General features: G+C 71.6%; 16 protein-coding genes and 1 tRNA gene. 6 read left to right on the forward strand and 11 right to left on the reverse strand.

The window, feature by feature from the left end; translation table 11 throughout:
• Positions 1-32: 32 nt before the first annotated feature.
• A complete protein-coding gene (locus tag E0F75_RS15175) occupies positions 33-1,649 on the reverse strand; it encodes a DAK2 domain-containing protein (protein ID WP_187623060.1) in 1,617 nt (538 codons plus the stop codon).
• 274 nt (positions 1,650-1,923) lie between these two features.
• Between E0F75_RS15175 and rpmB the strand changes: the two genes are divergently transcribed.
• Complete coding sequence (rpmB, locus tag E0F75_RS15180) at positions 1,924-2,109, forward strand: 50S ribosomal protein L28 (RefSeq protein WP_015036441.1); 186 nt, start codon at positions 1,924-1,926, stop codon at positions 2,107-2,109.
• Between the two features lie 153 nt (positions 2,110-2,262).
• On the opposite strand, the gene thiD is transcribed toward rpmB, so the two are convergent.
• Together thiD and E0F75_RS15190 are read right to left on the reverse strand one after the other, a co-directional pair.
• The gene (gene thiD, locus E0F75_RS15185; protein ID WP_187623061.1) at positions 2,263-3,063 is read right to left on the reverse strand and encodes a bifunctional hydroxymethylpyrimidine kinase/phosphomethylpyrimidine kinase; all 801 of its coding nucleotides are present in this window, start codon (positions 3,061-3,063) and stop codon (positions 2,263-2,265) included.
• Positions 3,060-4,022 (reverse strand): thiamine-phosphate kinase, encoded by a 963-nt coding sequence (locus E0F75_RS15190; RefSeq protein WP_055598471.1) that lies wholly within the window; start codon positions 4,020-4,022, stop codon positions 3,060-3,062. Before E0F75_RS15190 ends, thiD begins: the two co-directional genes overlap by 4 nt.
• Before the next feature lie 233 nt (positions 4,023-4,255).
• Here E0F75_RS15190 and E0F75_RS15195 point away from each other — a divergent pair, with 233 nt between their 5' ends.
• Together E0F75_RS15195 and E0F75_RS15200 are read left to right on the forward strand one after the other, a co-directional pair.
• Positions 4,256-4,489 (forward strand): Lrp/AsnC family transcriptional regulator, encoded by a 234-nt coding sequence (locus tag E0F75_RS15195; protein WP_015036438.1) that lies wholly within the window; start codon positions 4,256-4,258, stop codon positions 4,487-4,489.
• Between the two features lie 20 nt (positions 4,490-4,509).
• Positions 4,510-4,992 carry a DUF3515 domain-containing protein gene (locus E0F75_RS15200; RefSeq protein WP_187623062.1) on the forward strand — a complete coding sequence of 161 codons (483 nt, stop codon included), beginning with the start codon at positions 4,510-4,512 and terminating at the stop codon, positions 4,990-4,992.
• 45 nt (positions 4,993-5,037) lie between these two features.
• Here E0F75_RS15200 and E0F75_RS15205 read toward each other — a convergent pair whose 3' ends face one another.
• The 3 genes from E0F75_RS15205 to E0F75_RS15215 form a co-directional block, all read right to left on the reverse strand.
• A complete protein-coding gene (locus E0F75_RS15205) occupies positions 5,038-6,177 on the reverse strand; it encodes a D-alanine--D-alanine ligase family protein (RefSeq protein WP_187623063.1) in 1,140 nt (379 codons plus the stop codon).
• A 120-nt stretch (positions 6,178-6,297) separates the two neighbouring features.
• On the reverse strand, positions 6,298-7,299 hold the full coding sequence (locus tag E0F75_RS15210) for an NAD(P)H-dependent glycerol-3-phosphate dehydrogenase (protein WP_187623064.1): 1,002 nt from the start codon (positions 7,297-7,299) through the stop codon (positions 6,298-6,300).
• The gene (locus tag E0F75_RS15215; RefSeq protein ID WP_187623065.1) at positions 7,296-8,048 is read right to left on the reverse strand and encodes a 1-acyl-sn-glycerol-3-phosphate acyltransferase; all 753 of its coding nucleotides are present in this window, start codon (positions 8,046-8,048) and stop codon (positions 7,296-7,298) included. The genes E0F75_RS15210 and E0F75_RS15215 overlap by 4 nt, the downstream gene beginning before the upstream one ends.
• A gap of 127 nt (positions 8,049-8,175) precedes the next feature.
• Here E0F75_RS15215 and cofC point away from each other — a divergent pair, with 127 nt between their 5' ends.
• On the forward strand, positions 8,176-8,823 hold the full coding sequence (gene cofC / locus E0F75_RS15220; RefSeq protein ID WP_187623066.1) for a 2-phospho-L-lactate guanylyltransferase: 648 nt from the start codon (positions 8,176-8,178) through the stop codon (positions 8,821-8,823).
• Positions 8,824-8,833: 10 nt separating this feature from the next.
• Complete coding sequence (locus E0F75_RS15225) at positions 8,834-9,043, forward strand: hypothetical protein (protein WP_187623067.1); 210 nt, start codon at positions 8,834-8,836, stop codon at positions 9,041-9,043.
• A gap of 90 nt (positions 9,044-9,133) precedes the next feature.
• Here E0F75_RS15225 and E0F75_RS15230 read toward each other — a convergent pair whose 3' ends face one another.
• From E0F75_RS15230 to leuC, 4 genes are all read right to left on the reverse strand, one after another.
• Positions 9,134-9,835 (reverse strand): HU family DNA-binding protein, encoded by a 702-nt coding sequence (locus E0F75_RS15230; RefSeq protein ID WP_187623068.1) that lies wholly within the window; start codon positions 9,833-9,835, stop codon positions 9,134-9,136.
• Positions 9,836-9,978: 143 nt separating this feature from the next.
• Complete coding sequence (locus tag E0F75_RS15235; RefSeq protein ID WP_030325570.1) at positions 9,979-10,206, reverse strand: hypothetical protein; 228 nt, start codon at positions 10,204-10,206, stop codon at positions 9,979-9,981.
• 104 nt (positions 10,207-10,310) lie between these two features.
• Positions 10,311-10,904 (reverse strand): 3-isopropylmalate dehydratase small subunit, encoded by a 594-nt coding sequence (gene leuD / locus E0F75_RS15240; RefSeq protein ID WP_187623069.1) that lies wholly within the window; start codon positions 10,902-10,904, stop codon positions 10,311-10,313.
• Positions 10,905-10,910: 6 nt separating this feature from the next.
• Positions 10,911-12,335 carry a 3-isopropylmalate dehydratase large subunit gene (gene leuC / locus E0F75_RS15245; protein ID WP_187623070.1) on the reverse strand — a complete coding sequence of 475 codons (1,425 nt, stop codon included), beginning with the start codon at positions 12,333-12,335 and terminating at the stop codon, positions 10,911-10,913.
• A gap of 140 nt (positions 12,336-12,475) precedes the next feature.
• Here leuC and ndgR point away from each other — a divergent pair, with 140 nt between their 5' ends.
• Positions 12,476-13,192 carry an IclR family transcriptional regulator NdgR gene (ndgR, locus tag E0F75_RS15250; protein WP_015036427.1) on the forward strand — a complete coding sequence of 239 codons (717 nt, stop codon included), beginning with the start codon at positions 12,476-12,478 and terminating at the stop codon, positions 13,190-13,192.
• Positions 13,193-13,321: 129 nt separating this feature from the next.
• On the opposite strand, the gene E0F75_RS15255 is transcribed toward ndgR, so the two are convergent.
• Positions 13,322-13,394, reverse strand: a tRNA-Glu gene (locus tag E0F75_RS15255).
• Positions 13,395-13,411 lie beyond the last annotated feature (17 nt).

Consider the following 13,411-nt stretch of genomic DNA (forward strand, 5'->3'; position numbering starts at 1 on the left):
CGGAGGCTGTGGACAACCACCGGGAAAAACCGCTATTCCACCCCGATGAGCAGCGGCGGAGCGCCCGCGCCCGCGTGGTACGTGGTGGTGTCGACGGCCAGGTAGCCGCGCCGGACGTGCGCCTCCAGGTCGGGGGCGAGTCCGGGCGGGGTGTCGTCGGCGACGACGAGGGTGACGAGTTCGCCGCCGGCCGAGAGCATCCGGTCCAGGACGGTGCGGGCGGTCTCGGTGAGGTCGGTGCCGATGACGGCGACGTCGCCCTCGATGAGGCCGAGGATGTCGCCGGCCTGGCAGACGCCCGCCGAGGTGAAGGACTGCCGTTCGGCGACGGCGAGTTCGGCGTAGCGGGTGGCTCCGGCGGCGGCCGTCATGGCGACGACGTCCTCGTCGAAGCGCCGGTCGGGTTCGTGGACGGCGAGGGCGGCGATGCCCTGGACGGCGGCCCGGGTCGGGATGAGGGCGACGCGGATGCCCTCGGCCCTGGCGCGTTCGGCGGCGGCCGCCGCGGTCTGCCGCAGGTCGGTGTCGTTGGGGAGGAGGACCACCTCGCGCGCGTGGGCCCGCCGGATCGCGTCGAGGAGTTCGTCGCCGGCGGGCTGTTCGCCGGGCAGGGTCCGTACGGTCGTGGCGCCCGCCTCGGCGCAGAGCCCGGCGAGGCCCTCGCCGGGGACGACGGCGACGACCGCGCGCTGGGCGCGCTCCCCGCGCGCGGAGGCGGCCGCCGAGTCGGCGGCGAAGTGGGTGATCCGGATGCGGTGCGGCCGTCCGGCCTCGACGCCGGCCTCGACGGCGGCGCCCGCGTCGTCGACGTGCACATGGACGTTCCACAGTCCGTCTCCGCCGACGACGACGAGGGACTCCCCCAGCGCGTCCAGCCGGGACCGGAGCAGCTCGACGGCCTCGTCCCCGGCCTCCAGGAGGTAGATCACCTCGTAGGCGGGCCCGTCCTCGGCGGGGCAGTCCTCCGGGGGTGCGGGCGTGATCGGCGCCTCGGCCGCCGGCGGCGGGGTCTGTCCGGTCACGGTCTCGAGGAGGGCGCCGAGGACCGTCACGAGGCCCCTGCCGCCCGCGTCGACGACTCCGGCGCGTTCGAGGACGTCGAGCTGGCCCGGGGTGGCGGCGAGGGCGTTCCTGGCCCCCTCGTGGGCGTTCCTGGCCACGTCGACGAGCCCGCCGCCTGCGGCGCAGGCCCCGGCCGCGGCGCTCGCCACGGTGAGGATGGTGCCCTCCACGGGGTGGGCGACGGCCCGGCGGGCCGCGCCCGCGGCCTCGCCGAGGGCGCGGGCGAGGTGATCACCGTCACAGCCGTCTGCCAGGACGCCCGCCATGCCGCGGAGGAGCTGGGACAGGATGGTGCCGGAGTTCCCGCGGGCTCCGAGGAGCGCGCCGTGCGCCATGGCCCGTACGGTCTCGGCGGTGTCGGGGGTGGGTGCGGAGGCGGCGAAGACGGCCTCGACGGCCTGGTGGGCGGCCTCCGCCGTCAGGTACAGGTTGGTGCCGGTGTCCCCGTCCGCCACGGGATAGACGTTGATCGCGTCGATCTCCTCGCGCTCCCGGCCGAGCGCGTCCAGCGACCGCGCGCACCAGGACCTGACCGCTTCGGCGTCGAGCTCGACGAGCTCCTCGAAGGGGTGAAGGGCTCGCGACAACGGGGGGTCCTCCTTCGGCGGTGAGCTCACCGCAGGGTAGACCCGAGGTGTCCCTCCCCCAAGCTCTCGGCTTCGCTCGAGCAGGGGGACCCCCGGTGACCTGGGCCCGGGGCGAGGTCCGCCGAGACCATGGTAGTTTCGTTCCACCGAGCCAGCCGTTGTATGCTGTTTCGGTTGCCTGGTTCACACCAGGCCATCCCCCGGCAAGCCACTTCAGACTCCTGATTCCGGTGCGCCGGATTTCACTGTAATTCTGAAGTCTTTGGAGTGACCCGTGGCTGCCAACTGCGACGTCTGCGGCAAGGGGCCGGGCTTCGGCAACAACATTTCGCACTCGCACCGCCGTACGCCCCGTCGCTGGAACCCGAACATCCAGCGTGTGCGTGCCGTGGTCGGTCGGACGCCGAAGCGGCTCAATGTCTGCACCTCGTGCATCAAGGCCGGCAAGGTCTCGCGCTAATTGCGACGCGAGTTCTGTCGTAGCGCAGCCCCTGCGGTTGCCTTGAAAGGCCGGTTCACCTAGGTGAACCGGCCTTTTGCCTTGCCCGGAAACGGAAGCCGGAGGCGGAGACCGGAGGCGGCGGGGCCGCCGGTGTGACCACCGACGGGTCCCTCAGTCCCTGAACCGCCAGCCGTGATCGACCGGCCCGATGCCCGCGCCCAGCGCGAATCCGGCACCGATGGCCCCCGTGACGTACTCCTTCGCCTCCCGTACCGCCTCCGGCACCGGGAGCCCCTTGGCGAGCCCGGACGCCACCGCGGAGGCGAGCGTGCAGCCCGTCCCGTGGGTGTGCCGGTTGTCGTGGCGCGGGGCGCGCAGCCAGTGCTCATCGGAGCCGTCCGTGAGCAGGTCCACGGCCTCCCGGCCGGTGGGCAGGTGCCCGCCCTTGATCAGGACCCACTCCGGCCCGTACGACAGGATCGCCCCGGCCGCGACCCGCATGTCGGCCTCGTGGACGACGTGGACGCCCGTGAGCTGTGTCACCTCGTCCAGGTTCGGGGTGGCGACGGTGGCCCGGGGCAGCAGCTTCGTACGGACGGAGTCGAGTGCGCTCTCGGCGAGCAGGGAGTCCCCGTGCTTGGAGACGCCGACCGGGTCGACGACGACCGGGGCGCGGGTGTCGCCGAGCAGCTCGGCGACGGTCTCCACGAGGGCGGCCGAGGCCAGCATGCCGGTCTTGACTGCCTGGACGCCGATGTCGTCGACGACGGCCCGGTACTGGGCCCGTACGGCCTCCACGGGCAGCTCCCAGACGCCCTGGACGCCCCGCGAGTTCTGGGCGGTGACGGCGGTGAGCACGCTCATGCCGTGGACGCCGAGCGCGAGCATCGTCTTCAGGTCGGCCTGGATGCCGGCGCCGCCGCCGGAGTCGGATCCGGCGACGGTCAGCACCAGCGGGGGCGGGGAGGTCACTCGGTCTCCCCGAAGTGGTCCCAGCCGCCCACGCTGTGCCAGGGCGCGCCGTCCACGGTGACCTGCGGCAGCGCGGAGGGGTTGAGGACCTCGCCGATGACCTTCCAGCGGGCGGGCAGCTTCACGTCGGGCGGGAAGGTGGCCACGATGGCGTGGTCCTCTCCCCCGGTGAGCACCCACTGCATGGGGTCGACGCCGACGGCCTGGCCGATGTCGTTCATCTGGGTCGGGATGTCGATGAGCCCGGAGCGCAGGTCGATGCGGACCTTGCTGGCCTCGGCGATGTGGCCGAGGTCGGCGATGAGCCCGTCGCTGACGTCGCACATGGCGGTGGCGCCGAGACCGGCGGCCGCGGGACCCGCGTGGTACGGCGGTTCGGGCCTGCGGTGGGCCTCGACGAAGGCGCGCGGCGAGCGGAAGCCGCGGGAGAGCACCGCGTAGCCGGCGGCGGACCAGCCGAGCCAGCCCGTGTAGGCGACGACGTCGCCGGGCTGGGCGCCGCCCCGGGTGACCGGGTCGTGGTTGCGCAGATCGCCGAGCGCGGTGATGGAGACCATGATCGTGTCGCCCCTGACGACGTCGCCGCCGACCACAGCGGCGCCCGCGACCTGACATTCGTCGCGCAGGCCGTCCATGAGTTCGGTGGGCCAGGTGACGGGGAGTTCGGCGGGGACGACCAGGCCGAGGAGGAGCGCGGTGGGGACCGCGCCCATGGCGGCGATGTCGGCGAGGTTCTGTGCGGCGGCCTTGCGGCCGACGTCGTACGCCGTCGACCAGTCGCGGCGGAAGTGACGTCCTTCGAGAAGGATGTCCGTACTGGCCACCACGCGCCGGTCGGGCGCGGAGACGACCGCGGCGTCGTCGCCCGGCCCGATCCGTACCGCCGGGGTGGAGGTGAGCCGGGACGTGAGCTCCTTGATGAGCCCGAACTCGCCCAGCTCTCCGACTGTGCCCTTCACCGCGCCTCACCTCGTGTCTTCGTGCCGGCCGGCGGGCGGGGGCGCGTCTGTTCGCGCCGCGGGTCGCGGGCCGTCACCGTGCTGGGTACCGTCAAGTAGACCGTCAACTTCTGTCCTGCGTACGCCACCCCGCGAGCGCCTCGGGAGGCGCGGGTCTCCCCGCGGCCCGCGGCGACGCGGTACCGTGGCGTCCCTTTCTCCCACAAGATCCTCGTGGTCGCCCTGGAGGTTCCGTGGTTCAGGCGTACATCCTCATCCAGACCGAGGTGGGCAAGGCGTCGACCGTCGCCGACACCATCTCCAAGATCCCGGGGGTGCTCCAGGCGGAAGACGTGACCGGTCCGTACGACGTCATCGTGCGTGCGCAGGCGGACACGGTCGACGAGCTCGGCCGCATGGTGGTCGCGAAGGTCCAGCAAGTGGACGGCATCACGCGCACCCTCACCTGCCCGGTCGTTCATCTGTAGCCCCCGTCTACGCTTGGCCGGTGAAGTCTTCCCACCGGCCCTTCGGCCTGCCCGCCGCCGTCACGGCAGCCGTACTGCTGCTGGCCGCCGCCGGCTGTTCCTCGCCGGACGCCGCGGCGTCCGTCGTGGTTCCCAGCCCCCCGGCGGCGGAGGCCGCCCTCTGCCAGGACCTGGCGAAGGAGCTTCCCGACGCCGTGGCGGGGCTGGAACGGAGTGACCCGGAGCCCGGCTCCGAGTTGACCGCCGGCTGGGGTGACGGTGCGATCGTACTGCGCTGCGGGGTGCCCCGGCCCGAAAAGATGAGCGATCCCAAGGCGCAGGGCATCGAGGCGAACGGCGTCAACTGGATGCTGGAGCGTCCCGAGGGCGGCGGGCCCCGTTTCACCACGACGTACCGGAAGACGTACGTCGAGGTCACGCTCGGCGAGCAGTACACGCACGACATGACGCCGCTCGCGGACCTCGCCGATCCCGTACGGAAGACCGTGCCGTCCAGCCTCTGAGGGCGGCGGCACGGCCTTCCGGGGTGCTGGGACGGGCCCCAGGGGTCAGCGCAGGCCCGTGGAGCGGGTCAGGGCGGCCTGGATGAGCCGGTCGACGAGCTCGGGGTAGCTCACGCCGCTCTCCTGCCACATGCGCGGGTACATGGAGATCGGCGTGAAGCCCGGCATGGTGTTGATCTCGTTGATGACGAACTCGCCGTCCTCGGTGAGGAAGAAGTCGGCGCGGACCAGGCCCTCGCAGGAGACCGCCTCGTAGGCGGCGACGGCGAGGCGCTGGATCTCGGCGGTGGCCTCGTCCCCGATGGGGGCGGGCACGATGCCGGAGGCCGAGTCGATGTACTTGGCCTCGAAGTCGTAGAAGTCGTGGTCCGTGACCGGCGGGATCTCGGCCGGCACGCTGGCGCGGGGCCCGTCCTCGAACTCCAGGACGCCGCACTCGATCTCGCGGCCGCGCAGCAGCGACTCGACGAGGATCTTGGGGTCGTGACGGCGGGCCTCCTCGATGGCCTCGTCCAGGCCGGAGAGGTCGTCGACCTTGGTGATGCCCATGGAGGAGCCGCCGCGGGCCGGCTTCACGAAGAGCGGCCAGCCGTGCTCGGCGGCGAACTCGACGATCTTCTTGCGGGCGGCGGCGGGATTCTGCTCCCACTCGCGGGGCCGGATGACCTCGTACGGGCCGACCGGGAGGCCGAAGGAGACGAAGACCCGCTTCATGTACTCCTTGTCCTGGCCGACGGCGGAGGCGAGGACGCCCGCGCCGACGTAGGGGACGCCGGAGAGCTCCAGGAGGCCCTGGAGGGTGCCGTCCTCGCCGTAGGGGCCGTGGAGCATCGGGAAGACCACGTCGACCTCGCCGAGGGCCCTCGGCACGGCGCCGGGCTCGGTGAGGACGACCTCGCGGTTGGCGGGGTCGACGGAGAGGACGACACCGCCCTCGGTGGACTCGGCCAGGTCGGCGACGTTCGGCAGGGCGCGGTCGGCGATGGCCATGCGCTCGGGGGCGTCGGCGGTGAGCGCCCAGCGCCCGTCCGTCGTGATGCCGATGGGCAGCACGTCGTACTTGTCCCGGTCGATGGCGCTCAGGACGGCGCCCGCCGTGACGACGGAGATGGCGTGCTCGGAGCTGCGTCCGCCGAAGACGACGGCCACGCGCGGCTTGCGGGGGCTCTGGGTGTTCTCGCTCATATCGCGATGAGCGTACCTTGCGCGTCCCGAACGGCCTTGCGGCCCCGGTCCCCTCGCGCGCGTCCGGCTCAGCGCGGGCCGGCGGCGCGTGGGGCCCGGGAGGGCGCCATCCGGTGGCCGCTACCGGCGCTCGGCCTTCGCGCTGCGCGACATCAGTTCCTTGAGGGCGACGACCGGCGGCTTGCCGTCGTGGACGATCGACACGACCGTCTCGGTGATGGGCATGTCGACGCCGTGGCGGCGGCCCAGATCGAGCACCGACTCGCAGGACTTGACGCCCTCGGCCGTCTGCTTGGTGGCCGCGATGGTCTCCTGGAGGGTCATCCCGCGGCCGAGGTTGGTGCCGAAGGTGTTGTTCCGGGAGAGCGGCGAGGAGCAGGTGGCGACGAGGTCGCCGAGGCCCGCGAGGCCGGAGAAGGTGAGCGGGTCGGCGCCCATGGCGAGGCCGAGACGGGTGGTCTCGGCGAGGCCGCGGGTGATGAGCGTGGCCTTGGAGTTGTCGCCGAGACCCATGCCGTTGGCGATGCCGACGGCGAGGCCGATGACGTTCTTCACGGCCCCGCCGAGCTCGCAGCCCACCACGTCGGTGTTGGTGTACGGGCGGAAGTACGGGGTCATGCAGGCGGTCTGGAGGCGCTGGGCGACCGTCTCGTCGACGCAGGCGACGACGGCGGCGGCGGGCTGCCTGGCGGCGATCTCCTTGGCCAGGTTGGGGCCGGTGAGGACGGCCACGCGCTCGGCGGGCACGTCGGCGACCTCGGTGATGACCTCGCTCATCCGCTTGGCGGTGCCGAGTTCGACACCCTTCATGAGGGAGACGAGGACGGTGTCGGGCGCCAGCATCGGCGCCCAGGCGGCGAGGTTGCCGCGGAGGGTCTGGGAGGGGACGACGAGGACGGTGAAGTCGGCGTCGTGGGCCGCCTCGGCCGGGTCGGCGGTGGCCGTGATCGCCGTGGGGAGTTCGACGCCCGGCAGGTAGTCCGGGTTGACCCGGGAGGCGTTGATCTCCTTGGCGAGTTCGGCGCGGCGGCCCCAGAGGCTCACGTCGCAGCCCGCGTCGGCGAGCACCATCGCGAACGCGGTACCCCAGGATCCGTTTCCGAAGACGGCTGCCTTGGTCACTTGGTGCCCCCTTCGGCTGCCCTGCGCCGCTGCTCCAGGCGCGCCTTGCGGTGGTCGTACGGTTCGGCGGGCGCCTGCTCGCCGCGGATCTGCTCCAGGAGCGCGGTGACGGCGGCCATGATGACCTCGGTCGCCTCGCGGAGCACCTCGGGCGTGGGCTCGAGTCCGTGGAAGCGGGAGAGGTCGACCGGCGGACCGGCCTGCACCGTCAGCGTCTTGCGGGGGAACAGGCTGAGCTTGTTCTCCTTGGCGTACGGCGGCATCGCCAGGTTGGCGCCCCACTGGGCCACCGGGATGACGGGGGCCCGGGTGAGCAGCGCGACGCGCGCGGCCCCGGTCTTGCCCGCCATGGGCCACATGTCGGGGTCCCGGGTGAGGGTGCCCTCGGGGTAGAAGGCGACGCACTCGCCGCGCTCGATGGCGTCGACGGCGGCGCGGAACGCGTCGAGCGCGTTGGTCGTCTCCCGGTAGACGGGGATCTGTCCGGTGCCGCGCAGCATCATCCCGACGAAGGGGGCCTTGAAGAGGCCCGCCTTGGCGAGGAGGCGCGGGACCCGGCCGGTGTTGTACTGGTAGTGCGCGTAGGACAGCGGGTCCAGGTAGGAGTTGTGGTTGACCGCGGTGATGAAACCGCCGTCGGCCGGAATGTGCTCCATACCGCGCCAGTCCCGCTTGAACAGAACCACCAGGGGGGGTTTGGCGATGACCGCCGCGAGGCGGTACCAGAAGCCGATTCTGCGGCGGGGCACTCGTACACCTTTCTCCGGGACTGGCTGGCAGGGGGTCAAGTGTCGCCCCATGCTCCTGCTCTGTCGAGTGACACCGTACGCCCCGGGCCCTCCTGGGGACCGCGTGGGCGGGACAGAATGGGCCGCGATGAACACGCATGCGGACGACGGCTGGTCCCTGGTCGTACCCCTGAAGCCCCTTGCCCTGGCGAAGAGCAGACTGGCCGCGGCGGCCGGGTCACGGCTGCGCCCGCGGCTGGCGCTCGCGTTCGCCGAGGACACCGTGGGAGCGGTGCTGAACTGCCCGCGGGTACGGGATGTGGTGGTCGTCACGGACGATCCGGCGGCCGGCGAGGCGCTCGCCGCCCTGGGCGCGCGGATCGTCCCGGACACCCCGGCGGCGGGACTCAACGCGGCGCTCGCGCACGGGGTCCGTGCCGTACGGACCCGGCGGCCGTCCGCGCGGGTGGCGGCGCTCAACGCGGATCTGCCGGCGCTGCGGCCCGAGGACCTGGCCCGGGTCCTGGACGTGGCCGGAAGATTTCCGAGGGCTTTTCTCGCGGATGCCGCTGAAATAGGTACGACATTCCTCTCGGCGGGTCCGGGGGTGGAATTGGAACCGGCATTCGGAGGTGCGTCGCGGCTCCGGCATTTGTCTTCGGGCGCCGTGGAAATCCTGCTGGCGGGGGTCGATTCGGTGCGCCGGGACGTGGACACCGGTGAGGATCTGGCGGCGGCCGGGGCGCTGGGGCTCGGCCCGCGGACGGCCGCCCGGTGGCTGCCGGCGGCCGGATAGGCTGCGGTCCATGCAGGCGACCGCGTTCACGTACGACTCCGAGACCCGCAGCGGCAGTGTGCTGCTCGACGACGGCACCCCCGTGGAGTTCGGGGCGGAGGCCTTCGAGGCGGGCGGGCTGCGGCTGCTGCGGCCGGGGCAGCGGGTCCGGATCGAGGCGGAGCCGGGCACGTCGGGGGCCGGCCTGCGGATCACCCTGGTGACGCTCCAGACGTTCTGACGCGCCCGGTCCCCGCCGACGGGGGCCCGGACGCGCCGCGGGCCGGGCTCCCTGGGGGGAGCCCGGCCCGGCGGGTGTCTACCGCTCGTCCTACTTCTTGGCGGCGGCCTTCTTGGCGGTCGTCTTGCGCGCCGTCGTCTTCTTGGCGGGCGCCTTCGTCGCCGTGGCCTTCTTCGCGGCCGGCGCGGTCTTCTTGGCCGTGACCTTGGTCGCCTTCTTCGCGGCGGCCGTGGTGGTCTTCTTGGCGGCGGCGGAGGTCTTCTTCGCCGCGGCCGTGGTGGCCTTCTTGGCCGGGGTCGCCTTCTTGGCGGCGGCCGTGGTGGTCTTCTTCGCGGGGGTCGCCTTCTTCGCGGCGGCCGCCGTGACCTTCTTCGCCGGGGTCGCCTTCTTCGCGGCGGCCTTCTTGGCGGTGGTCGCCCTCTTGGCGGCGGCCTTCTTCACGGTGGCGGAGGCGCCACCGCTCAGGCTGCCCTTGGGGGCCTTCTTGACGGAGACCTCGCCGCCCTTGGGGAGCTTCTTCGAGCCGCTGACCAGGTCCTTGAAGCCCTGACCGGCACGGAAGCGCGGGACCGAGGTCTTCTTGACCCGCACCCGCTCACCCGTCTGCGGGTTGCGGGCGTAGCGGGCCGGACGGTCGACCTTCTCGAACGAGCCGAAACCCGTCACCGAGACCCGGTCGCCCCCGACCACGGCACGCACGATGGCGTCGAGCACGTGGTCGACGGCTTCGGCGGCCTGCTGGCGACCGCCCATCTTGTCGGCAATCGCTTCTACGAGCTGCGCCTTGTTCACGTCTTCCCCTTCGGAGACATTGCCAGAACGAAAGTGTTCAAGCTTTTTCGCACGTTAGGCATGTATATACCGCAAATCAAACACGAAACGGGCTAATCACCCTAGTGCCGCAACGCGGAAGATCCGCTGCGGAGTTCTTGGTGTCAGTCGTCCTCTGGGAATCGGCCCTCGTCGAGGTCCTTCATCAACCGGTCCAGACGCGTTGCCGCGTCCTTGAGATCGTGCTTCGCCGCGGCCGTCACGACCAGCAGCTTCCGGGACAGCGCCATCCTTACGCCCTCCGGGACTTGCAGTGAGCGCACTCTTGTGTGCGCTTCCTTCAATCGGGCGGCGACTGACTCGTAGAGCTCGAGTTGGCTGTCGCGTTCCATGCACCGATTGTGCCATCTAGGGCGAGTTGTCGCCCGACAGGGTCTCAACAAGCGACTGCGCCCCCCACCGGGCGGTGGGGGGCGCAGTCGTGGAAAAGCGCTGCTCAGACCGTAATTGTACGGGGCTTGTGGGCCGGTCGTGACGTCTCGTACGCCGCGATGTCGGCTTCGTTCTGAAGGGTGAGGCTGATGTCGTCGAGACCGTTCAGGAGCCGCCAGCGCGCGTTCTCGTCGAGCTCGAAGTCGGCGTCGATCCCGGCGGCCAGGACCTTGCGCTGCTCCAGGTCGACGGTGACCTCGGCGGTCGGGTCGGCCTCGGTCAGCTCCCAGAGCGCGTCGACCGTCTCCTGCGGCAGGACCACGGTGAGCAGGCCGTTCTTCAGCGAGTTGCCGCGGAAGATGTCGGCGAAGCGGGCGGAGATCACGGCCTGGAAGCCGTAGTTCTGGAGCGCCCAGACGGCGTGCTCGCGGGAGGAGCCGGTGCCGAAGTCGGGGCCGGCGACCAGGACGGAGGCGCCCTGCCGCTCCGGGCGGTTGAGGACGAACTGCTCGTCCTTGCGCCAGGCCTCGAAGAGACCGTCCTCGAAGCCGTCGCGGGTGACCTTCTTGAGCCAGTGCGCCGGGATGATCTGGTCGGTGTCGACGTTGCTGCGGCGCAGCGGGACGGCCCGGCCGGTGTGCGTGGTGAAAGCTTCCATGGTTCCTCAGACCCCCGCGGTGGTGGCGACGTCGGACAGATCGGCCGGGGAGGCCAGATGGCCCAGGACGGCGGTGGCGGCGGCGACCTGGGGCGAGACCAGGTGGGTCCGGCCGCCCTTGCCCTGCCGGCCCTCGAAGTTACGGTTCGAGGTGGACGCGGAGCGCTCACCGGGAGCCAGTTGATCGGGGTTCATGCCCAGGCACATCGAGCAGCCCGCGTGCCGCCATTCGGCGCCGGACTCCTTGAAGACCTTGTCCAGGCCCTCCTCGACGGCCTGCAGGGCGACGCGCACCGAGCCGGGAACGACCAGCATGCGGACGCCGTCGGCGACCTTGCGGCCCTCCAGCAGGGCGGCGGCGTTGCGCAGGTCCTCGATGCGGCCGTTGGTGCAGGAGCCTACGAAGACGGTGTCGACCCTGATGTCGCGCAGCGGCTGTCCTGCGGTCAACCCCATGTACTCCAGGGCCTTTTCGGCGGCCAGGCGCTCCGAAGCGTCTTCGTACGAAGCCGGGTCGGGGACGTTCGCCGAAAGCGGTGCGCCCTGGCCCGGGTTGGTGCCCCAGGTGACGAACGGCGCCAGGGAGACGGCGTCGATGACGACCTCGGCGTCGAAGACCGCGTCCTCGTCGGACTTCAGGGTCTTCCAGTACGCGACGGCGGCGTCCCAGTCCTCGCCCTCGGGGGCGTGGGCGCGGCCCTTCAGATAGGCGAAGGTGGTCTCGTCGGGGGCGATCATGCCCGCGCGGGCGCCGGCCTCGATCGACATGTTGCAGATGGTCATCCGGGCCTCCATCGAGAGCTTCTCGATGGCGGAGCCGCGGTACTCCAGGATGTAGCCCTGGCCGCCGCCGGTGCCGATCTTGGTGATGATCGCCAGGATCAGGTCCTTGGCGGTGACGTCCTCGGGCAGCTCGCCGTCGATCGTGATGGCCATGGTCCGGGGGCGGGCCAGCGGCAGCGTCTGGGTGGCGAGCACGTGCTCGACCTGGCTGGTGCCGATGCCGAACGCCAGCGCGCCGAAGGCGCCGTGCGTGGAGGTGTGCGAGTCGCCGCAGACGACGGTGGTGCCCGGCTGGGTCAGGCCCAGCTGCGGTCCCACCACGTGGACGACGCCCTGCTCGACGTCGCCCAGCGGATGCAGCCGGACGCCGAACTCGGCACAGTTCTTCCGGAGGGTCTCCAGCTGTGCGCGGGAGACCGGGTCGGCGATCGGCTTGTCGATGTCGAGGGTCGGGGTGTTGTGGTCCTCGGTGGCGATGGTGAGGTCGAGGCGCCGCACCTGCCGGCCGTTCTGGCGCAGACCGTCGAAGGCCTGGGGGCTGGTCACCTCGTGCAGCAGGTGCAGATCGATGAAGAGGAGGTCGGGCTCGCCCTCGGCGCGCCGGACGACGTGGTCGTCCCAGACCTTCTCCGCGAGTGTCCTACCCATCGCTTTCCCTCCGGCCGACGTCTACGCCGGCACAACTAGAGACCCGTTTCGCGGGCCGTTGTGCGGCCGCCTCACCAGAGTGACAAGTTCCGCAGGAAATTGAACTTGCGTTTCACAGAGTGAGACGCGAATATCGTTGCATGGACAACTCTAGCGGCGTAGGCGTTCTCGACAAGGCAGCCCTTGTCCTGAGCGCCCTGGAGTCCGGTCCGGCCACCCTCGCAGGACTGGTCGCGGCGACGGGACTCGCACGACCCACGGCACACCGACTGGCCGTGGCACTGGAACACCACCGGATGGTGGCGCGTGACATGCAGGGCCGGTTCATCCTCGGACCGCGCCTCGCGGAGCTCGCCGCCGCGGCCGGCGAGGACCGCCTGCTCGCGACCGCGGGCCCGGTTCTCACGCATCTGCGCGATGTCACCGGCGAGAGCGCCCAGCTCTACCGCCGGCAGGGCGACATGCGCATCTGCGTGGCGGCCGCCGAGCGGCTCTCGGGTCTGCGGGACACCGTCCCCGTCGGCTCGACGCTGACGATGAAGGCCGGCTCCTCGGCGCAGATCCTGATGGCCTGGGAGGAGCCCGAGCGGCTCCACCGCGGGCTCCAGGGCGCCCGCTTCACGGCGACGGCCCTGTCGGGCGTACGGCGCCGCGGCTGGGCCCAGTCGATCGGTGAGCGGGAGCCGGGCGTCGCGTCCGTCTCCGCGCCCGTACGCGGCCCGTCGAACCGCGTGGTGGCCGCCGTCTCGGTCTCCGGTCCGATCGAGCGTCTGACGCGCCACCCGGGCCGTATGCACGCCCAGGCCGTCATCGACGCCGCGGCCCGTCTCTCCGAGGCGCTCCGCCGCACCGGCTGACGTTCTCCCTGCCCTCTGTTCGTACCGGCCCACCGCTTCAACGCCGCAGCGGTGGGCCGGAGTTGTCCGTAGGCACGGCACCGAACAGCGAAGAAGCCCTCCCCCGAAGGGAAGGGCTTCTTCGTTCTGTACCCCCGACCGGATTCGAACCGGCGCTACCGCCTTGAGAGGGCGGCGTGCTAGGCCGCTACACAACGGGGGCCTTTGCGGATCAGATCC

Origin of the sequence: Streptomyces sp. CB02980 (genome assembly GCF_014451325.2) — a bacterium.
GTDB lineage: Bacteria > Actinomycetota > Actinomycetes > Streptomycetales > Streptomycetaceae > Streptomyces.